16 protein-coding genes are annotated in these 18,204 nt (G+C 67.9%); 3 read left to right on the top strand and 13 right to left on the bottom strand.

Translation table 11 applies throughout. The features are described from left to right. Window positions 1–64 precede the first annotated feature (64 nt). The 5 genes from CAG29_RS14620 to CAG29_RS14600 form a co-directional block, all read right to left on the bottom strand. On the bottom strand, window positions 65–1,048 hold the full coding sequence (locus CAG29_RS14620; RefSeq protein ID WP_085638990.1) for a lysylphosphatidylglycerol synthase domain-containing protein: 984 nt from the start codon (window positions 1,046–1,048) through the stop codon (window positions 65–67). Further along, window positions 1,045–2,328 carry a cardiolipin synthase ClsB gene (gene clsB / locus CAG29_RS14615; RefSeq protein WP_085633543.1) on the bottom strand — a complete coding sequence of 428 codons (1,284 nt, stop codon included), beginning with the start codon at window positions 2,326–2,328 and terminating at the stop codon, window positions 1,045–1,047. Before clsB ends, CAG29_RS14620 begins: the two co-directional genes overlap by 4 nt. Beyond that, window positions 2,325–3,122 carry an endonuclease/exonuclease/phosphatase family protein gene (locus tag CAG29_RS14610; RefSeq protein WP_085638987.1) on the bottom strand — a complete coding sequence of 266 codons (798 nt, stop codon included), beginning with the start codon at window positions 3,120–3,122 and terminating at the stop codon, window positions 2,325–2,327. The genes clsB and CAG29_RS14610 overlap by 4 nt, the downstream gene beginning before the upstream one ends. Window positions 3,123–3,445: 323 nt before the next feature. Further along, on the bottom strand, window positions 3,446–4,651 hold the full coding sequence (locus tag CAG29_RS14605; RefSeq protein ID WP_085656272.1) for an MFS transporter: 1,206 nt from the start codon (window positions 4,649–4,651) through the stop codon (window positions 3,446–3,448). A 130-nt stretch (window positions 4,652–4,781) separates the two neighbouring features. Continuing rightward, the gene (locus tag CAG29_RS14600) at window positions 4,782–9,071 is read right to left on the bottom strand and encodes a DEAD/DEAH box helicase (RefSeq protein ID WP_085694688.1); all 4,290 of its coding nucleotides are present in this window, start codon (window positions 9,069–9,071) and stop codon (window positions 4,782–4,784) included. 298 nt (window positions 9,072–9,369) lie between these two features. Here CAG29_RS14600 and CAG29_RS14595 point away from each other — a divergent pair, with 298 nt between their 5' ends. Together CAG29_RS14595 and CAG29_RS14590 are read left to right on the top strand one after the other, a co-directional pair. Then, the gene (locus CAG29_RS14595; RefSeq protein ID WP_085585855.1) at window positions 9,370–10,254 is read left to right on the top strand and encodes a sugar nucleotide-binding protein; all 885 of its coding nucleotides are present in this window, start codon (window positions 9,370–9,372) and stop codon (window positions 10,252–10,254) included. Continuing rightward, window positions 10,247–11,176, top strand: a complete 930-nt coding sequence (locus CAG29_RS14590; RefSeq protein WP_085585857.1) for an NAD-dependent epimerase/dehydratase family protein — start codon at window positions 10,247–10,249, stop codon at window positions 11,174–11,176. Before CAG29_RS14595 ends, CAG29_RS14590 begins: the two co-directional genes overlap by 8 nt. 244 nt (window positions 11,177–11,420) lie before the next feature. Here the strand turns inward: CAG29_RS14590 and CAG29_RS14585 are convergent, their stop codons facing one another. The 8 genes from CAG29_RS14585 to CAG29_RS28780 form a co-directional block, all read right to left on the bottom strand. Next, window positions 11,421–12,119, bottom strand: a complete 699-nt coding sequence (locus CAG29_RS14585; protein WP_085585859.1) for an OmpW family protein — start codon at window positions 12,117–12,119, stop codon at window positions 11,421–11,423. A 213-nt stretch (window positions 12,120–12,332) separates the two neighbouring features. Beyond that, on the bottom strand, window positions 12,333–12,851 hold the full coding sequence (locus CAG29_RS14580) for a DUF3299 domain-containing protein (protein WP_085585861.1): 519 nt from the start codon (window positions 12,849–12,851) through the stop codon (window positions 12,333–12,335). 11 nt (window positions 12,852–12,862) lie between these two features. Further along, window positions 12,863–14,128 (bottom strand): FtsX-like permease family protein, encoded by a 1,266-nt coding sequence (locus CAG29_RS14575; protein WP_085633547.1) that lies wholly within the window; start codon window positions 14,126–14,128, stop codon window positions 12,863–12,865. A 1-nt stretch (window position 14,129) separates the two neighbouring features. After that, the gene (locus tag CAG29_RS14570) at window positions 14,130–14,840 is read right to left on the bottom strand and encodes an ABC transporter ATP-binding protein (RefSeq protein ID WP_085585865.1); all 711 of its coding nucleotides are present in this window, start codon (window positions 14,838–14,840) and stop codon (window positions 14,130–14,132) included. Window positions 14,841–14,869: 29 nt separating this feature from the next. Beyond that, on the bottom strand, window positions 14,870–15,463 hold the full coding sequence (locus CAG29_RS14565) for a DUF2796 domain-containing protein (RefSeq protein WP_085694687.1): 594 nt from the start codon (window positions 15,461–15,463) through the stop codon (window positions 14,870–14,872). A gap of 157 nt (window positions 15,464–15,620) precedes the next feature. Further along, complete coding sequence (locus CAG29_RS14560; protein ID WP_085694686.1) at window positions 15,621–16,187, bottom strand: hypothetical protein; 567 nt, start codon at window positions 16,185–16,187, stop codon at window positions 15,621–15,623. Next, window positions 16,184–17,134: a CHAP domain-containing protein gene (locus tag CAG29_RS14555; protein WP_085694685.1), complete on the bottom strand. Its 951-nt coding sequence runs from the start codon at window positions 17,132–17,134 to the stop codon at window positions 16,184–16,186. The genes CAG29_RS14560 and CAG29_RS14555 overlap by 4 nt, the downstream gene beginning before the upstream one ends. Continuing rightward, window positions 17,131–17,712, bottom strand: a complete 582-nt coding sequence (locus tag CAG29_RS28780; protein ID WP_256575572.1) for a PAAR domain-containing protein — start codon at window positions 17,710–17,712, stop codon at window positions 17,131–17,133. The genes CAG29_RS14555 and CAG29_RS28780 overlap by 4 nt, the downstream gene beginning before the upstream one ends. Before the next feature lie 134 nt (window positions 17,713–17,846). Here CAG29_RS28780 and CAG29_RS14540 point away from each other — a divergent pair, with 134 nt between their 5' ends. Further along, entirely contained in the window at window positions 17,847–18,200 is a 354-nt protein-coding gene (locus tag CAG29_RS14540; protein ID WP_085585874.1) for a hypothetical protein, read from the top strand. Window positions 18,201–18,204 lie beyond the last annotated feature (4 nt).

Below are 18,204 nucleotides of genomic sequence, written 5' to 3'. Positions count from 1 at the left end.
CAGGCGTAATGCCTGCTGGCGCCATCGCCGGCAGGCTGGCTTCCTCGGAACGATGACGCGGTCCTCAGGAGGCCTTTCTCTCGATCCGCAGCGCCTTGGCCTTGGCCTCCACCACCAGGTACATCACCACCGTGATCAGCAGCGGCAGCAGGAAATAGATCGCCCGGTACGCCAGCAGCCCCGCCACCAGGCTGCCCCGCGACGCCTCGTGCTGGAGCAGGGCGACGAACACCGCCTCCAGCACGCCAAGCCCCGCCGGAATGTGGGTGACGACCCCGGCGATCGCGCTGATCAGCAGCACCCCCAGCACCAGCGGATAGTCGAGCTTGCCCGGCAGCAGGGTGAAGATCACCGCAGCCATCAGCGACCAGTTGAGGGCGCCCAGCAGCAGTTGCAGCACCGCCATGCGCAGCGACGGCAAGTTGATTTCCACGCCCCGCACCGACCATTCCCGGCGCCGGGAGAACCGGCACGCCGCCAGGTAGCCGGTGCTGGCCAGCAACAGCAGGGCGCCCACCCCTTGCAGCGCATCGCTGCTCAGTTTCCAGCCCGGCGGCATGCTCACCAGACCGCTGCTGAACACGACGCCGGCGATGGTCATGTAGCCGAACCAGTTGGTGGCCAGGCTCAGGCCGAGGATCTTGGCGATGTTGCCCTTGCTGACGCCCAGCCGCGAGTACAGCCGGTAGCGCATGGCGATGCCGCCGACCCAGGCGCTGAGGTTGAGGTTGAAGGCGTAGCTGATCAGGCCCACCGGCAGGATCTGTTTCCAGGTCAGGTCCTGGCGGATGTAGGTGCGGCCGATCAGGTCGAAACTGGCGTACACCAGAAAGCTCAGCAGCGTCAGGCTGGAGGCGATGAGCAGCGTGCGGGCCTTGAAGTCGGCCAGGGTCTGCAGCACCTCGGCCCATTCGATGCGGCTGGCGAACATCGTCAGCAGCACGATCAGCGCCAGGAAGAACAGCAGCGTCAGCGGGCGCTTCCAGCGGTGCCAGCGGGAGCGGGCCGGCGCTGCCGGATGCGCCGCTTCGGCAGTCGGGCGGCTCATCGGATTTCGCTGCCGGGCGTGTGGGTGAACGGCGCCAACCTGGGCTTGTGCGCCGGCAGCCAACCGGCCATGGCCGGGAAGTGGCGCAGGAAGTGGAACACCAGCAAGCCCACGGTCATGCGCCAGAGCCGCCCGCGCGGCACGCTGGCGGGATCGACCGCCCGGCAGTGGTCGCGGCTGAGCTGTTCCAGGTGCTCGTGCAGTTCGCGGTTGAACGTGCGGTCGCGGATCAGCACGTTGGCCTCCAGGTTCAGCGACAGGCTCAACGGGTCGAGGTTGCTCGATCCGACGGTGCTCCAGTCCTCGTCCGCCAGTGCGACCTTGCCGTGCAACGGGCGCTCGCAGTACTCGTGGATCTGCACCCCGGCCCGCAGCAGGTAGTCGTAGGTCAAGCGTGCGGCGAGTTTGGCCACTTGCATGTCCGGCTGGCCCTGGAGGATCAGCCGCACCTCGACGCCGCGCCGGGCTGCATTGCGGATCTCGCGCAGCAGCCGGTAGCCGGGGAAGAAGTACGCGTTGGCGATCACCACCCGGCGCCGGGCGCTGCGCAGCACCTGCAAGTACACGTCTTCGATGTCGCGGGGGTGCCGGTCGTTGTCGCGGAACACCAGGCGCACCTGGCCGTCGTGCCCGTCCAGGGCCAGTTGCGCCCGGCGGTCGCGGCGGCGCAGCCACCAGAACCGCGCCCGGCCCGGGCGGCCGCTCTGCAGCAGGGCGAAGTGGTGGATGTCGGCCACCGCCGGCCCCTGGATCTGCACCGAATAGTCCTGCTTGGCTTCGGGGCCGAAGTCCGCCAGGTGGTCGCCGGAGAAGTTGATCCCGCCCATGAACGCGATTTGGCCGTCGACCACCACGATTTTGCGGTGCAGGCGCCGGAACCAGTTGGTGCGGATGCCCAGGCGCTTGGGCGCCGGGTCGAAGATCTGCAGGTGCACGCCGGCCTCGCTGAGCGCCGCGAGGTAGCCGGCGCTCAACTCGCCGCAGCCGAACCCGTCGAAATTGACGGTGGTGCGCACACCGCGCCGGGCGGCGTCGATGAGGATCTGCTGCAGTTCGAGGCCGACCTTGTCCTCGAACACGATGAACGTCTCCAGCAGGATTTCGCTCTGAGCCTCGCGCAACGCGGCGAACACCCGGGGGAAGTAGGCTTCGCCGTTCACCAGCAGTTCGACCCGATTGTTGCCTTGCCAGCCGTAGTCGACCTCGACGGCGCCGGGCTCGCGCACCGGGGCGGCGGGCAGGGACGCAAGTGTGGATTTCTCCAGCGGTGCGCTGCTCATGCTTCGATCTCCACGGACAGCGGCACATGGTCGGACAGGTGTGACCAGGGCCGGTTGGCCAGCACTTGTGGGCGGCTGGCCTTCAGGTTGCGCACGTAGATGCGGTCCAGGCGCAGCGCCGGCAGGCGGGCGGGAAAACTGCGTGCGGGTTTGCCGTGGCGCTCGGCGAACACCTCGCGCAGGCCACAGGGCCCGAGCAGCGCATCGGCCTGCTGGCGCCAGTCGTTGAAGTCGCCGGCGACGATCAACGGCGCGTCGTCGGGCAGTCCGGCCAGGTATTCGGCGAGCCGCATCAACTGGCGGGTGCGGTGGCTTTCGCGCAGGCCCAGGTGCACGCAGAACGCATGCAGTTCACGGTCGTCCCCCGGCAGGCGCAGCACGCAATGCAGCAGCCCGCGGTTCTCGTGGCCGCTGATCGACACGTCGAGGTTGTCATGGCGCACGATCTGGAATTTCGACAGCAGCGCATTGCCGTGGTCGCCCTCCGGGTACACCGCGTTGCGCCCGTAGGCGAACTGCGGCCACAGGCTGTCGGCGAGGAACTCGTACTGCGGCATGGTCGGCCAGTCGGCGAAGCGCTTGGGGTGGTGTTCATGGGTGCCGTGGACTTCCTGCAGAAACACCACGTCGGCGGACACGCTGCGCACCGCTTCGCGCAGCTCCGGCAGGATGAAGCGCCGGTTCAGCGCGGTGAAACCCTTGTGGGTGTTGACGGTGAGCACCGTGAACCGGCACGTGGTGACGGACACCGTGGCCTGCTCGTCGGTGACGCCGATCGGCTCAGGGATGCTCATGGCCGCACCCCGCGATGCCTTGGGTATTCGATTGGATTCGCCGCCATGCCGTCCTCCCGTCCGAAGGCCGTTTGCAGGCCCTGTCTGTGGAGGACTGGCGTCATGACGGGAAAGTTTCGGCGGGGCTACGGGCGGTAGGACGCCCCTGGGGGGCCTTCGCTGGCAACATCGCCAGCAGGCTGGCTCCCACAGGTTCAGTTGCCCCCCGCAATTCCTGTGGGAGCGGCGGTGCGACGACTCGACTTGCCCGCGATGACGGCGGCCGGTCCGGCATCAATGCCTCGGGCCGCCCGTCATCACTGGCAAACCACAGCCAGGAGAACTCAGTGCCCGACGACCACGCGGCCCGCCGTCGGCTCGGCATGCACCGGCCCCAGGCGATCCAGCCGGCCGCTCCACGCCGTCAGCGCCAGGGCCGCCAGCACCACCAGGCCGCCGATCCACGCGGTGTGGATCAGGCCCAGGTGTTCGACGATCAGCCCGCCGCCCCACGCCCCGCCGGCGATTCCCAGGTTGAACGCGGCGATGTTCAGCCCCGACGCCACGTCCACCGCCCGTGGCGTGTGATGCTCGGCCTGGCGCACCACGTACACCTGCAGGCCCGGCACGTTGCCGAACGCGACGGCGCCCCACACCAGCACGGTGGCCAGGGCCAGCCATGGGTTGGCGGCGGTGAAGGTCAGGGCGAACAGCACGGCGGCGAGCAGGGCGAAGATGATCTTCAGGGCGCCGATGGGCCCGCGCCGGTCCGCCAGACGGCCGCCCCAGAGGTTGCCCGCCGCGACGGACACGCCGTACACCAGCAGCACCAGGCTGACCGCCCCGGCGCTGAAGCCGGAGATGTCCTGAAGGATCGGCGCCAGAAAGGTGAAGGCGATGAACGAGCCGCCGTAGCCGATGGCGGTCATGGCGTACACCAGCAGCAGGCGCGGCTGCTTGAGCACCTGCAACTGCTGCACCAGCGACGCCGGTTGGCTGTGGGCGATGGACTTGGGCACGTACAGCAGGCTGCCGATGAACGCGACCACGCCCAGCGCCGACACGGCGAGGAAGGTTTCGCGCCAACCGAAATGCTGGCCGATGAACGTGCCCAGCGGCACTCCGGTGACCAGCGCCACGGTCAGGCCGGTGAACATCACCGCGATCGCGCTGGCGGCCTTTTCCTTGGGCACCAGGCTGGTGGCGATGGTCGAGCCGATGGAGAAGAACACCCCGTGGGCCAGGCCGGTGACAATCCGCGCCAGCACCAGCGACTCATAGGTCGGCGCCAGCCAGGCCAGCAGGTTGCCGAGGGTGAACAGCACCATCAACGACAGCAGCAACAGCTTGCGCGGGACTTTGCCGGTGAGGGCGGTGAGCACCGGGGCGCCGACGGCGACCCCGAGCGCGTACAGGCTGACCAGCAGCCCGGCGGACGGCAGGCTGACGCCCAGGTCGGCGCCGATGGTGGGAAGCAGGCCGACGATGACGAACTCGGTCGTCCCGATGGCGAATGCGCTGAGCGTCAGCGCGAGCAAGGCAATGGGCATGACTGCACTCCGGTAGGGAATTGGATGGAGCGCAGTGTCGGGGTTGGGGCCTTGCGGAAAAATACAGGGGCGGGCATTTGATATTTGCCGGCGAAGCAAAGATCCCGGCGAACCCCGTGACCGGGCGTTTCTAGCGGTGCTGGATCAGTTTGTTGCGCAGCGCCGTCATGTCGTCCGGCGCCAGCTCCAGCCAGTACTGCTGTTTGCCGGCGATCTCGGCGGCGGCTGGCACGCCGTCTCGGTACACCAGCCGGTTGCCCGCCAGCGCCGGCACTTTCGCGCCCGGCAACAGGGTACCGGCCAGGTTCAGCGGGTCGACCCCGCACACCGCCACCAGGCTGCCGTCGTGGGGCCGGCGGCGGACCTCGCGCAGCAGCGGGATCGCTTCAGGCAGGGCGAACTGCTCGCCCGCCAGGCCGCTGACGAAGCGCCCGCCACGGATTTCGCCCCGGGCCTCCAGGCGATGAAAGGTGTGGAGCAGCTCGCGCCAGCTCGGCAGCCAGTCCGCTTCGCGCTCCAGCAAGCGCCAGAACACCACGCCGTAGCGGCGCAGCAGGGTCATGGCGATGTGTTCCAGGGCTTTGGGTTTATCCACAGGCGCGCCGCGCCGCAGCAGGGCCCAGCGTCCGGCATCGTCCATGCCGCCGGCGAAGGCGCCGCGCCCGCGCCGGTGGCTGCGTTGCGGGCGTTTGCCGGCCGGAGCGGTCAGCGCCCGCAGACCGGCAAAGCTGTCGGCGTTCACCAGGCCCGCGCCCACCAGTTCCTGCAAGGCGATCTCCAGTTCCGAACGCAGCAAGTGCGCTTCGTGGATCAGTTCGTCGAAAAACAGCGCGCCGTGCAGGCTCAGGGCCTCGAACACTTTTTGGGCTTTGGGCGACAGTTCATCGCTCGGCGTCTGCTCGGTCAGCCCGCTCCACAGCCCCACCCGGCTGCGCGGCAGCAGCACCACCGGCGTGCTGCGTAGGGCGCTGGCGCCCGAGGCCGGTCGGGCGTTCAGGCGCATCCACACCTGTTTGCCGCTGCGGCACAGCTCGTCCAGCCAGCCCGGCGAATAGTCCTTGAGCCTGGCCGGCAGCAGGTCGCTGTCCCAGGCCGACGCGGCCGCCGGGTAGCCTTCGAACTGGGCGACGATGGCCGGCAGCACGGCGTTGCCCTGGCCTTGGGTGGCGGCGGACAGGTGCTGCCAGTCGAACAGGAAGCGCATGAAGTCCTGCAGCGTCACCGGTTCGATTTCCCGGCGCAGGCGCTTGACCGTGTAGCGGTGGATCCGCGCCAACAGGTGCCGCTCGCACCACTCTTCGACGTCCAGCCCCGGGGTGAAACGGCCACGCAGCACATAGCCCTCGTGCTCCAGCCGGGCCAGGGCCTGCCGGATGAGCGAGGCCGGCTGCGCCAGCGGTTCGCCGATGGCCTCCACCGGCAACGGGCCGAAGCCGCCGAGCCGGGCGCGGATCACCTCGACCAGCGCGTCATCGGCCGTCCAGGCTTCGTCGAAGCCGGGCAGCGGCTCCAGCGCCGGATGCCGTTCGGCCTGTGGATAAAGCGCCAGCAGACAAGCGAGGCGTTCCCGCGCCAGCCACAGTTCCTGCTGCGCACCGATCCGCAAACGGCAGGCGCGGCCGCTGTCGGCCAATGCTTCCAGCCATTGCGGCCAGCGTGGATCGGCCTGGGCCTCGCGGTCGCTGACGCAGGCCAGGCTCATCAGCGCTTCGTGCATTTCGTCGAGGTTGCCCGGTGCCGGCCAGGCCTCTTGCGCGACGGCGGCAATCGCCTCGGCGTCCAAGGCGCCGAGGTCGTCGGTGGACTGCGGATCGCTCCAGCGGCGGTTGAGCACCGCCTGGGTGCGGCGCTCCTCCAGCGGTGCGTCATCGAGGAAGGTGTAGGGGCGGGCGCTGAGGATCTCGGCGGCCAGCGGCGAGGGCGCCGGCAGGTCGCGGCTGACCAGGCGCACGTCGCCGCACTCGATGCGCCGCAGCAGGGCGAGCCAGCCTTCGGTGTCCATCGCTTCGTGCAGGCAGTCGTCGATCGTCTGCTCGACCAGCGGATGGTCCGGGATCTCACGCTCGCCGGCGAGGTTCTCAAGGCAGGCGATCTGGTCGGGAAACACGCTGGCGATCAGGTCTTCGCTTTTCATCCGCTGCAGCTGCGGCGCGACCTTGCGCCCGCCGACGAAGCGCGGCAAGGCCAGCGCCACCCCGGCGTTCCAGCGCCAGCGCACGCCGAACAGCGGCGCGTCCAGCAGCGCCTGGATCAGCACGTGTTCGGCGCTGTCGCTGCGCAGGTAACGCCAGACGTCGTCGAGGGCGAAGCTGTGGCTGGTGGACAGCGACAGCACGATGGCGTCTTCGCTGGCGGCCGCCTGCAGCTCGAAGTTGAAGGTACGGCAGAAACGCTTGCGCAGGGCCAGGCCCCAGGCGCGGTTGATGCGGCTGCCGAACGGCGAGTGGATGATCAGTTGGGTGCCGCCGGACTCGTCGAAGAAGCGCTCCATCAGCAGCGTGTCCTGGGAGGGCAGGGCGCCGAAGGATTGGCGGGCGCGGGCCAAGTAGTCCACCAGTTGCTCGGCGCTTTCGGGGTTCAGGCCGAGGGTCGCGGTCAGCCAGTCGAGGGCCGGTTGCAGGTCGCCAGGGTGGGCGCCGAGCAAGGCGTCGAGCTGCGCGTGCAGGCGGGCCACCGCCGCCGACAGTTCGGCGCTGCGTCCCGGCGCTTCGCCGAGCCAGAACGGGATGGTCGGCGGCTGGCCCTGGGCGTCCTCGACCCGCAGCTTGCCGGTCTCCACCCGCAGGATGCGGTAGGACGTGTTGCCGAGCTGGAACACATCGCCGGCGATGCTCTCCACGGCGAAATCTTCGTTGACGCTGCCGACATTCAGGCCCTGGGGCTCCAGCAGCACGCTGTAGTCGGCGTTGTCCGGGATGGTGCCGCCGCTGGTCACGGCGGTCAGCCGCGCGCCGCGCCGGCCGCGCAGGGTGCGGCCGACGGCGTCGCGGTGCAGGTAGGCGCTGCGGATGCCCTGGCGGCCGTTGTAGCCTTCGGCGAGCATCGTCAGCAGCGCCTGATAGTGCTTGTCGTCGAGGCCGGCATAGGGTTCGGCCTGGCGCAGCAGCGTCAGCAGCGAGGCTTCGTCCCATTCCCGGCAACTGACTTCGGCGACGATCTGCTGCGCCAGCACGTCCAGCGGCGCTTCGGGGATGTGCAGGCGGTCGAGTTCGCCCCGGCGCACGCAGTCGAGCAGGGCCGCGCATTCGATCAGGTCGTCGCGGGAGGTGGCGAACAGCCGGCCCTTGGGCGTGCCGCCGACCTGGTGCCCGGAACGCCCGACCCTTTGCAGGAACGCGGCGATCGAGCGCGGCGAGGCGATCTGGCACACCAAGTCGACCTCGCCGATGTCGATGCCCAGCTCCAGCGCGGCGGTGGCCACCAGCACGCGCAGCTCGCCGCGCTTGAGCCGCTGTTCGGCCTCCAGCCGCGATTCCTTGGCCAGGCTGCCGTGGTGCGCCGCCACCGCGTCCTTGCCCAGGCGCTCGCTCAAGTGCCGGCTCAGGCGTTCGGCCAGGCGCCGGGTGTTGACGAACACCAGGGTGGTGCGGTGTTCGCGCACCAACGTGGCGAGGCGCTCGTAGACCAGTTCCCAGACGTCGTTGGCCATCACCGCCGACAGCGGCACGGGCGGCACTTCGATGCCCAAGTCCCTCGGCCGGGCGTGGCCGATGTCGATGATCTCGCAGGGGCGGCCGTGGCCGGCCAGGAACCGCGCCACCGTCTCGATGGGCGTTTGGGTGGCCGACAGGCCGATGCGCAACAGCGGCTCCGGGCACAAGGCCTGCAAACGCTCAAGGCTCAGGGCCAGGTGGCTGCCGCGCTTGCTCGCGGCCATGGCGTGGATCTCATCGACGATCACCGTGCGCACGGTGCCGAGCATCTGCCGCCCGGACTCCGAGCCGAGCAGCACGTAAAGCGATTCGGGGGTGGTCACCAGAATGTGCGGCGCGCGCTTGCGCATCGCGGCGCGGTCGTTCTGCGGAGTGTCGCCGGTGCGCACGGCGGTGGTGATCTCCAGCGCCGGCAGGTCCATCCGGCGCAATTGCTCGGTGATGCCCGCGAGCGGATCCTGCAGGTTGATGCGGATGTCGTTGGACAACGCCTTGAGCGGCGACACGTAGACCACCAGGGTCGCGTCCGGCAGCCCGTCCGGGTTTTCCAGGCCACGGCGCACGAGGTCGTCGAGCACGGCGAGGAAGGCGGTGAGGGTCTTGCCGGAGCCGGTGGGCGCCGCGATCAGGGTCGAACGGCGCTGGCGGATCAGCGGCCACGCGCGGGCCTGGGCGGCGGTGACCGTCGGGAAGGTGCTGGCGAACCAGGCGCTGACGGCGGGATGAAAGCCTGCCAGGGCGCTGTCGGCGGGGAGGGGCAGATTCATGGGGCCAGTTATGCGGGCGGGCGTTCGAAGATGCAAGTACCGCTGGAGATCTTCGGCGACACCGATCGCCGGCAGGCTCCCACAGGTTTTCGGGGGGACGACGCCCGTCCCTTGTGGGAGCCAGCCTGCTGGCGGTGGGGCCTGCCGCCGCACCACAAAACCGGGGGGATCTACACTTTGCGGGTGACGGTTGCGCACTAAACCCGCAAAATGCAACGATTCCGGCAATGACCGGCGGCGGCGCCAGCCGCGCCGCCGCCATCGCCATGTTTCCCATCAGACTGGGCCTGCTGACTCTATGCGAATGCGCCTTATGTTACTGGGCGGCGGAAATGCCCTTGGGCAGGCGCTGATTCGCCTCGGTGCAGAGGAAGACATCGGTTTCCTCGCCCCCCGCCCGCCCGAAGACGGCTGGGATGCCGCGAGCCTGACCCAACTGCTCGACGACACCCGTCCCGACGCGTTGATCAACCTCGCCTACTATTTCGACTGGTTCCAGGCCGAGGCCGTCAGCGAAAGCCGCCTGGCCGGGCAGGAACGCGCCATCGAGCGTCTGGCCGAACTGTGCCAGCACCACAACATCATCCTGTTGCAGCCCTCCAGCTACCGGGTGTTCGACGGCTCCCGCGCCACCGCTTACAGCGAAAAGGACGAACCGGTGCCGCTGGGCCTGCGCGGCCAGGCCCTGTGGCGCATCGAACAGAGCGTGCGTGCCACTTGCCCGCAGCATGTGCTGCTGCGCTTCGGCTGGCTGCTGGACGACAGCCCAGAGGGCACGTTGGGCCGTTTCCTCGCTCGCGCCGAACAGCCGGACGAACTGCTCCTGGCCGATGACCGCCGGGGCAATCCGACTCCGGTGGACGACGCGGCACGGGTGATCATTTCGGTGCTCAAGCAACTCGATTGCGCGGCGCCGTTGTGGGGCACGTACCATTACGCCGGCCAGGAGGCGACCACGCCGCTGGCGCTGGGCCAGGCGATCCTGACCGAAGCGCGCGGCCTGCATCCGCTGGCCGTCGAGGCGCCGACCGCCCAGGCCCACGCCGCGCGTCCCGACGCCGCCGAAGAGCCGCAGCACGCGGTGCTGGCCTGCAAGAAAATTCTGCACACCTTCGGGATCAAGCCGCGCGCCTGGCGCGCCGCGCTCCCGGGCTTACTGGATAGGTTTTACCGTCATGGCTGAAGGCCCTGTTTTAATCACCGGCGGCGCCGGTTTCATCGGCTCGCACCTGGTCGACGCACTGCTCGCCAAGGGCCGTTCGGTGCGGGTGCTCGACGACCTGTCCACCGGCAAGCGCAGCAACCTGCCGCTGGACAACCCCAAGGTCGAACTGGTGGTCGGCGATGTCGCCGACGCGGCGCTGGTCGCCACGGCGATGCAGGGCTGCAGCGCGGTCGCCCACCTGGCCGCTGTGGCCTCGGTGCAGGCGTCGGTGGACGACCCGGTGAAGACCCACCAGAGCAACTTCATCGGCACCCTCAACGTCTGCGAGGCCATGCGTGTGGCCGGCGTCAAACGTGTGCTGTTCGCCTCCAGCGCGGCGGTGTACGGCAACAACGGCGAAGGCCAGGCGATCGACGAAGACACCCCCAAGGCCCCGCTGACGCCCTATGCGTCGGACAAGCTGGCGGGCGAGCATTACTTTGATTTCTACCGGCGCCAGCACGGCCTGGAACCGGTGATTTTCCGTTTCTTCAACATCTTCGGACCGCGCCAGGATCCGTCCTCGCCGTACTCCGGCGTGATCAGCATCTTCAGCGAGCGGGCGCAGAAGGGCCTGCCGATCACCGTGTTCGGCGACGGCGAGCAGACCCGCGATTTCCTCTACGTCGAGGATCTGGTCGATGTGCTGGTGCAGGCCATCGAGAAGCCCGAAGCGCAGCCGGGTGCGGTGAACGTCGGCTGGAACCGCGCGACCAACCTCAAGCAGATGCTGGCCGAGCTGGAAAAGGTCGTCGGGCAACTGCCGACCGTGAGCTACGGCCCGGCCCGCTCCGGCGACATCCGCCACTCGCGGGCCGACAACCGGCGTTTGCTGGAGCGCTTCGAACTGCCGGCGCAGACGCCGATGAGCGTCGGCCTGGCGCGGCTGTTGGGCCGCTAAGCCGCCACAAACAAAAAAGGCGCCTTTGCAGGCGCCTTTTTTGCGGGCGGGGTATCGCGGTGAAGCCCGATGCGATCCCTGTGGCGAGGGAGCTCGCTCCCGCTCGACTGCGCAGCAGTCGCAGATCCAGTCAACGCGGTTTTTCTGAAGCACCGCTTCTGTCCGGTCCGGGGCCGCTTTCGCAGCCCGGCGGGAACGAGTCCCCTCGCCGCATTAGCCCTCATCCACCACCACGTGAACGTTCTTAGAACTTGTAGCCCAGACCGACCATGTACACAAACGGATCGACGTCCACGTTCACCCGTGCGCGGGTGCCCGGAGCCACGGCGTTGTTCTCCACGGTGGCGCGGGTGTCGATGTCGATATAGCGCACCTGGGCGTTGAGCATGATGTTGTCGGTCAGCATGTAGTCGGCGCCCACCTGCCAGGCCAGGCCCCAGGAGTTCTTCGCCTTGAAGTTGCTGAAGCCGTTGGACTGGGCCTGGCTGCCGACGTGTTCGTCGTAGATCCAGGTGTAGTTGATGCCGCCGCCGATGTACGGCTGGAAGGCCGATTTCGAGTCCAGCGGGTAGTAGACCAGGCTCAGGGTCGGCGGCAGGTGCTTGAGGGTGCCGAGCTTGCCGTTGGCGGCGGCCAGGCCCGTGCCCTTGAGCTTCACGTCATGTTCGAACGGGGTCGCGGCGAGCAGCTCGACGCCCAGGTTCGGCGTGATCATGTAGGCGAAGTTCAGGCCCAGCTGAGTGTCGCTGCTCATGGTCGCCTTGCCGCCCAGGTTGGCGCCGCTCAACGGACCCTGGTCGACCTTGACGCTGGAGCTGTCGGCCTTCGGGTTGACGGTGATCGCGCCGGCGCGAACGATGATGTCGCCGGCTTCGTGGGCATGGGCGAGCGGGGCTGCGAGCGCAAATGCAAACAGCGAGGCGCTGAGCAAGGACTTGTTCATGGGGGCTCCAAAAGGACGTTGAAAAGGTTCGATGTCCAAATGGTACGGAGCCGTCTGATACGGTCTTTTGATTCAGCTCAATGAAACAGTGATCGTCGTTTTTTCTGCGGAACTTCGCCGGCCCCCGCTTGGATTTGTGCCTGAACACCGATCCCTGTGGGAGCCAGCCTGCTGGCGATGGCGAGCGCCCAGGCCCCGCCGCAGCCGGCGGATTCACTCCGGCAGTTCATAGACATAGATCTTGTCCGCCGCCATCTGATACCCGGCATCGGCCAGTTCGCTGGTGGACGGCTTGACCTGCAGCGGCCCCTCGACCCAGTAGGGCTGGTACAGCTCGTCGAGCTTCACGCCCAGCTCGCTCTTCACGTGCACGATCTGGTTCGACGGCGGTGGCGGCACGTGGATGCAGGCGCCGAAGTACGGCACCAGGAGGAAGTCCGTGGTGCGGCCTTCCTCGCTGACCTCCAGCGGCACGATGTAGCCCGGCAGGCGCACGTTCTGCCCGTCGAGGCTCTGCACCACCGGGGCGTTGGGCATGTCCTGCTTGGCCGCCGGGGCGGACTCGGCGGACAGCGCGTCGCCCATCTTCGACAGGTCGTGCAGCGGCGTCATGTTCGGCGTCTCCGCCGGCGCGTCCGGCGGGATCATCTCCGACCAGGTCAGGTCTTTCGGCGCGGCCGCCCACACGGGCAGGGCCATCAGCAACAGCAGCGCGAGCGCGGCGCGGGGCATGGGGGACATCCTCATAGTCGGATCGACAGGCCATCGGCCAGGGATTGGCGGTAGGCGCGCCAGGCCGGCACGCTGCCCATCAGCAGCGCGGCCGCCAGAATGCCACCGAGCAGCGTCCATTCATACTCGCTCGGCCAGGCCAGGGGCAGGTACAGCCCGTAGTTGGCCTGCACGTAACCTTGCGCCACGGCGATGCCGGCGTACAGCAAGGCCAGCCCGGCCACTGTCCCGGCCAGCGCCAGGGCAAAGGCCTCCAGCACCAGCAGGCTTGCGATGTGCCAGGGCCGTGCGCCCACCGAACGCAGGATCGCCATCTCCCGGCGGCGCTCGTTGAGGCTGGTGAGGATCGCCGTGAGCATGCCGATCAACCCGGTCAGCACGACGAACAGCGACACCACGAACAGGGCCTTTTCGGCGGTGCCCATCAGGCTCCACAGCTCTTGCAGGGCCACGCCGGGCAGGATCGCCAGCAGCGGTTCGCCGCGGAATTCGTTGATCTCCCGTTGCAGGGCGAACGTGGAGATCTTGCTGTTGAGGCCGAGCATGAACGCGGTGATCGCCTGGGGCGTCAGATCCATGTTGCGCGCCTGGTCGGCGCTGATCCGCCCGTTGCCCCGGGCCGGCACGCCGTTGTGCCAGTCGATGTGAATCGCCTCCATGCCGCCCAGGCTGATGTGCAGCGTGCGGTCCACCGGCGTGCCGGTGCGCTGGAGGATGCCGACCACCGTGAACGGCTTGTCGTCGTGCTTGACCAGGCTGATCGCCGCCACGCCGTGGGCCAGCACCAGTTTGTCGCCGAGCTTGTAGTGCAGCGCCTCGGCCACTTCGGCGCCGAGCACCACTTCGAACGGATCGGTGGCGAAGGCACGGCCGTCGGCCAGGGCCAGGTGCTGCTGGCGGCCGTAAAGGTAATGCTCGAAGTAGGCGCCGGTGGTGCCCATCACCCGGTAGCCCCGGTGGGAGTCGCCGAGGGACATGGGGATCGCCCATTTCACTTTCGGGTCGTTGGCGAAGCGCTCGAAGCTGTCCCAGCGGATGTTGTTGGTGGCGTTGCCGATGCGGAACACCGAGTACAGCAGCAGGTTCACCGAGCCCGAGCGGGCGCCGACGATCAGGTCGGTGCCGCTGATGGTGCTGGCGAAACTGGCCTTGGCCTCGGTGCGCACCCGTTCCACCGCCAGCAGCAGGCAGACGGAGAGGGCGATCGCGAACGCGGTCAGCAGGGCGGTGAAGCGGCGGTTGGCGAGGCTGGCCATGGCCAGGCGGAACAGATACATCTCAGACCTCGGCGGACGTGGCGGCGCGATTGAGTTCGGCCAGGGACAGGTGACGGTCGAACAGCGGGGCCAGGCTCTGGTCGTGGCTGACGAACAGCAGGCTCGATCCGGCGTCGCGGCATTCGGCGAACAGCAGGCGGAGGAAGTTTTCCCGGGCATCGTGGTCCAGCGCCGAGGTGGGTTCGTCGGCGATCACCAGTTCCGGCTGACCGATCAAGGCCCGTGCCGCCGCCACCCGTTGCTGCTGGCCGATGGACAGCGAGTCGGCGCGGCGGCCAAGGATGCCTTTATCGTTCAGGCCCAGGTGGGCGAGCAGGGTGGCGGCGGCCTGGTCGACGCTGCCGTGGCGCTGCTTGGCCCGCTGCGCCCGCAGCTTCGAGAAGTGGCAGGGCAGCTCGACGTTCTCGCGCACCGACAGGAACGGCAGCAGGTTGAACTGCTGGAAGATGTAGCCGGTGTGATCGACCCGGAAGCGGTCGCGGGCGCCGGCGCCGAGGTCGGTCAGTTCCTGGCCGAGCAGGCGGATGCTGCCGCGGCCGGGCTTCTGCACCCCGCCGAGCAGGCCGAGCAGGGTGGTCTTGCCGCTGCCGCTGGGACCTTTGAGGAACAAGGTCTCGCCGGCCTCCAGACGGAACGCCGGGATGTCCAGCAGCGGCGGGTGGCCGGGCCAGCTGAAGCCCAGGTCCGACAGTTCGATGAGTGCTTGGGTCATGGTGCCGATCCCACAGGGTTTGGGTGGGTTCAGAACTTCAGGGCCGCGGCCTTGGCCGTCACTTCGGTGCCTTGCTGACCGCTTGGGCCGATCAGTTGCACCTGGATTTTCTGGGTGGCCGGGAAGCTGCTGAACACCTTCGAAAGGTCCAGTGCCTTCAGCGCACCCGGCGTCGCGCAGTTGAACTGGTAGTGGGCGTGGATCTCGCTGTGGTCGTGGTGATGCTCGTGGCCGTCTTTGTCGGCTTCCTCGTCGTGGTCGTCGTCGGCGTCGGGCTTGTCGCCGAATAGCGGGCTTTCCAGTTCCTGGCGGGTGACCTTGCAGCCGGCGGCGGCCGGCAGGCTGAACAGCGCCAGCGGTTGCTCGAGTTGCGCGCGGGCGGCGGCGACCTTGGCCTTGTCGGCTTCGCTGGTGGCGGCGTGTTCGAAGCCGACCAGGTTCATCGCCGGGCTTTCCAGTTCCAGCTCCAGGGTCTGGCCGTCGAGCGCGGCGTTCATGCGACCGACGCCATGCTCGTGGGCGCCGAGGCTGCCGTGTTCGTGGTCATGGTCGTGCTCGTCGGCGGCCTGGGCGACGGCCAGCGGCAACAGGGCAAACGGCAAAGCGAGCAGCAGACGGCGCATGGCGGTCTCCGGAAAGTAAAGTGAAGAGTTTGTTATGTAATCTTATAACGAAAGTGCGGAGAGTTTGCCCGCCCGCCCCGCATTGCGCAAGACATGAGCGCACGTTGCCCGCGCCAGGTCGCGGGCAACGCTCAGGCGTTGGAATGTTTGCGGACGGTCAGAACCCATTGCCGGGATAGTCGAACCAGTAGCGGCCCGACAGCACCTGATGGATGAACCCAGGCTCCAGCACGTCCGGCGCATCGCGGTTGAAGCGCTGGCGCCAGGCCGGCAGCCACCAGTAATCGACGGCCGTGCCGCGTGGGTGCACCACCAGCGTCAGCACCTCCCGGTCGATGCTGGCCTGTTCGTACAGCTGGTGGCTGCGATCCATGAAGCCCAGGTACTGGCTGATCGGCAGCCGGAACATCAGCGCGGTGGCGTAGACCTTCTCGCTCTGGCTGAACGCCGGGTTCTGCAGGATCTGCACGGCCTCGCAGGCATAGGCTTGGGGTTGATCGGCGATCACGCGGCCCTGGGGCGTGGAGAGCACGTCGAAGCGGTTGTCGAGTTCGCGCCAGTCCACCCGGCCGTTGCGCTCGAAGTAGCCGTGGACGAAGGCGCTCAGGGGCCCCGGCGCGCGGTCGCCGGGCGGGCAGGCCGTCAGGTCGGCGGGCGACCAGGACCGCCAGGCCGCGATCAGCGCCAGCGCAAGCACCGGGAAAATCCAGAAGAGTCGTTTCATTGGGGTGTGCTGTGCTTGTACCGTCGGAAAATGGTGAAGTCATGGTCGCTGTCGATGCCGTTGCCGGCGATCTGCCGGAAGCCGGCGTCGTTGACTTCGACCCTCTCCCAGCCGGCGGAAATGCACACGCCCTGTGCCAGGATAAAGCCGACGTGACCGCTCGCGTTGGAATAATTGACAGCATACGCGCCGATGTCGCCGGGTAAAGCCGAACGCTCCACCTTCCAGTTGTTGAGCAGCCGGGTGTCGTCGGCCCACTCGCCGGCCAGCGGCGGGCTGAGGTTCTTGACGCCCGGCAAGTACTTCGATTTGCCGTGCTCGATCAGCGCCACGTTGACCCCGATGGAGGTCAGCACGTCGTACACGAACAGGTTGCATTTGTTGGTGCCGGCCGCGAACTCCACGCTCTGCTTGAGCGTCGGGTGCTCCAGCGACCTTTTGCTCGTTTTGCCGGCCCATGCCGTGGAGCCCCGGTGCTGTAGGGCCGCGAGCAGTATCCGGCGCGGCATGTCCTGGATCATCACCTTGACGGTGCGGGTCTGGTTCTTGCGCTTGACCCCGTATTCCACCTCATAGAAAACATCGTTCGTGACGGCGCCGGTGGTGGACAAGGGCACCCTGACCCAGGGCGACACGGCCACCATCGTCAGGCGTGTGCCCGGGGTCAGCGTGGCGGTGTTGAGCGCCTTCTGCGCGCCGGAAGTCCCGACGACCCGCAGGCTGACTTCATGGCTGTCGCGGGTCTTGATGGTCTTGGTCTTTCCCGTGTCCTTGATGGTGACGAGGGTCTGCACCTTGTCCGGCTGCAGCAGATACGTCTGGTCGGGGCCGTCCGCTTGGGTGATCGCGTCGTCGATGACGTTGCCGTCGATCAGCAGCTGAAACTTCACGCCCAGGGGCGCCTGCATCAGGAAGTCCTTAAAGACCAGTCTGATTTCCGATTTCATGACGCCTCCTGATCCAGCGGCTCTTCGTAGACATAGAACGACCACTCGGCGTCTTCGCCGACCAGCAGGGTGTCGTAGTCTTCGGGGTTCTCCACGGCGTGTTCGCAGCCTTCGCCGGTGGCTGTGCAGGTGCTGTCTTCGAGAATGGCGGCCTTGTTCTTGTCCTTGAGGCGGTAGGCCAGGCCCGGTTTCTCGGTGTCGTCCTGGCGCTCGACGATCACCTGCAGGTACCGGCGGGAGGCCAGGGCGGCGATGGGCGGGCCCATGTCGATGGGCGCCGGCCGGCCGATGCCGGCGTAGCCGCTGTGCTGTTGGGTCAGTACCTTGTTGGCCATGGGCGGGCAGCCGCAGGCGACGTAGTCGCCCTCAAGCGCTGCGGGGCCTGCGGGCAGCATCAGGGTGCGCTCGCCCACCGCGACGATCGGCCCCTGGCCTGCGCTGCAGGCCGGGCAACTGGCGAGCTGCCCGATGGAGGCGATGATCTGCCCTTCGATCCTGAGATTTTCATTGCCTTCGAGCACCACGCCACCGGTAGAGGTGGGGGCTCCCTTGGAGGCCAGTTTCCTGCCTGCGGACATGGGCATCCTTCCCATGGAAAAAACAGAAATATAGACGCTCCCGGAGAATCTGCCCGGAGGCCGCTCATCGTGCGCTTGGCGTTGCGCACCGGCCATGGGAGCATGCCGGCCATACAGATGCGGGAGCGAAGCTTATGTTGCGGATACGCGGAACCGTCGGCGATGTGCCGGTGGACTTGACGCTGGAACTGGATGACGGCGACTGGGCGCGGCTCGGTACGCACTTCGGCGCATCCTTGCAGGCGGCGCCGCAGGCCGCCGCAACGCCTGCGGCGAAACCGTCGAACCAGGACGACGCATTGTGGCAGACCGCGCAGGAGCTGCTGCGCAAGGCCGGGCAGCTCAGCGGGCCGGACCTGCTGGAGCAACTGGAAGGGCTGACCGGCAGCGCCGCGGCGGGCAAGCGCCTGCTGGTGCGGCTGCGCCACTCGTCGCAGGTGAAGGTGGCGAGCGGCGGGGATACGCCGCTCTACAGCTGGACCGAGTGACCGG

Source organism: Pseudomonas sp. B7(2017) (assembly GCF_002112745.1).
GTDB lineage: Bacteria > Pseudomonadota > Gammaproteobacteria > Pseudomonadales > Pseudomonadaceae > Aquipseudomonas > Aquipseudomonas ekonensis.
This window is presented reverse-complemented; position numbering and strand designations above follow the sequence as displayed.

Bases quoted from the DNA above. Each gene is read 5' to 3' on its own strand.
- CAG29_RS14555 (WP_085694685.1), bottom strand. From the start codon at position 17,134: ATGAAATCGGAAATCAGACTGGTCTTTAAGGACTTCCTGATGCAGGCG.
- CAG29_RS14565 (WP_085694687.1), bottom strand. From the start codon at position 15,463: ATGCGCCGTCTGCTGCTCGCTTTGCCGTTTGCCCTGTTGCCGCTGGCC.
- CAG29_RS14610 (WP_085638987.1), bottom strand. From the start codon at position 3,122: ATGAGCATCCCTGAGCCGATCGGCGTCACCGACGAGCAGGCCACGGTG.
- CAG29_RS14605 (WP_085656272.1), bottom strand. From the start codon at position 4,651: ATGCCCATTGCCTTGCTCGCGCTGACGCTCAGCGCATTCGCCATCGGG.
- clsB (WP_085633543.1), bottom strand. From the start codon at position 2,328: ATGAGCAGCGCACCGCTGGAGAAATCCACACTTGCGTCCCTGCCCGCC.
- CAG29_RS14570 (WP_085585865.1), bottom strand. From the start codon at position 14,840: ATGACCCAAGCACTCATCGAACTGTCGGACCTGGGCTTCAGCTGGCCC.
- CAG29_RS14585 (WP_085585859.1), bottom strand. From the start codon at position 12,119: ATGAACAAGTCCTTGCTCAGCGCCTCGCTGTTTGCATTTGCGCTCGCA.
- CAG29_RS28780 (WP_256575572.1), bottom strand. From the start codon at position 17,712: ATGTCCGCAGGCAGGAAACTGGCCTCCAAGGGAGCCCCCACCTCTACC.
- CAG29_RS14540 (WP_085585874.1), top strand. From the start codon at position 17,847: ATGTTGCGGATACGCGGAACCGTCGGCGATGTGCCGGTGGACTTGACG.
- CAG29_RS14560 (WP_085694686.1), bottom strand. From the start codon at position 16,187: ATGAAACGACTCTTCTGGATTTTCCCGGTGCTTGCGCTGGCGCTGATC.
- CAG29_RS14595 (WP_085585855.1), top strand. From the start codon at position 9,370: ATGCGAATGCGCCTTATGTTACTGGGCGGCGGAAATGCCCTTGGGCAG.
- CAG29_RS14620 (WP_085638990.1), bottom strand. From the start codon at position 1,048: ATGAGCCGCCCGACTGCCGAAGCGGCGCATCCGGCAGCGCCGGCCCGC.
- CAG29_RS14600 (WP_085694688.1), bottom strand. From the start codon at position 9,071: ATGAATCTGCCCCTCCCCGCCGACAGCGCCCTGGCAGGCTTTCATCCC.
- CAG29_RS14590 (WP_085585857.1), top strand. From the start codon at position 10,247: ATGGCTGAAGGCCCTGTTTTAATCACCGGCGGCGCCGGTTTCATCGGC.
- CAG29_RS14575 (WP_085633547.1), bottom strand. From the start codon at position 14,128: ATGTATCTGTTCCGCCTGGCCATGGCCAGCCTCGCCAACCGCCGCTTC.
- CAG29_RS14580 (WP_085585861.1), bottom strand. From the start codon at position 12,851: ATGCCCCGCGCCGCGCTCGCGCTGCTGTTGCTGATGGCCCTGCCCGTG.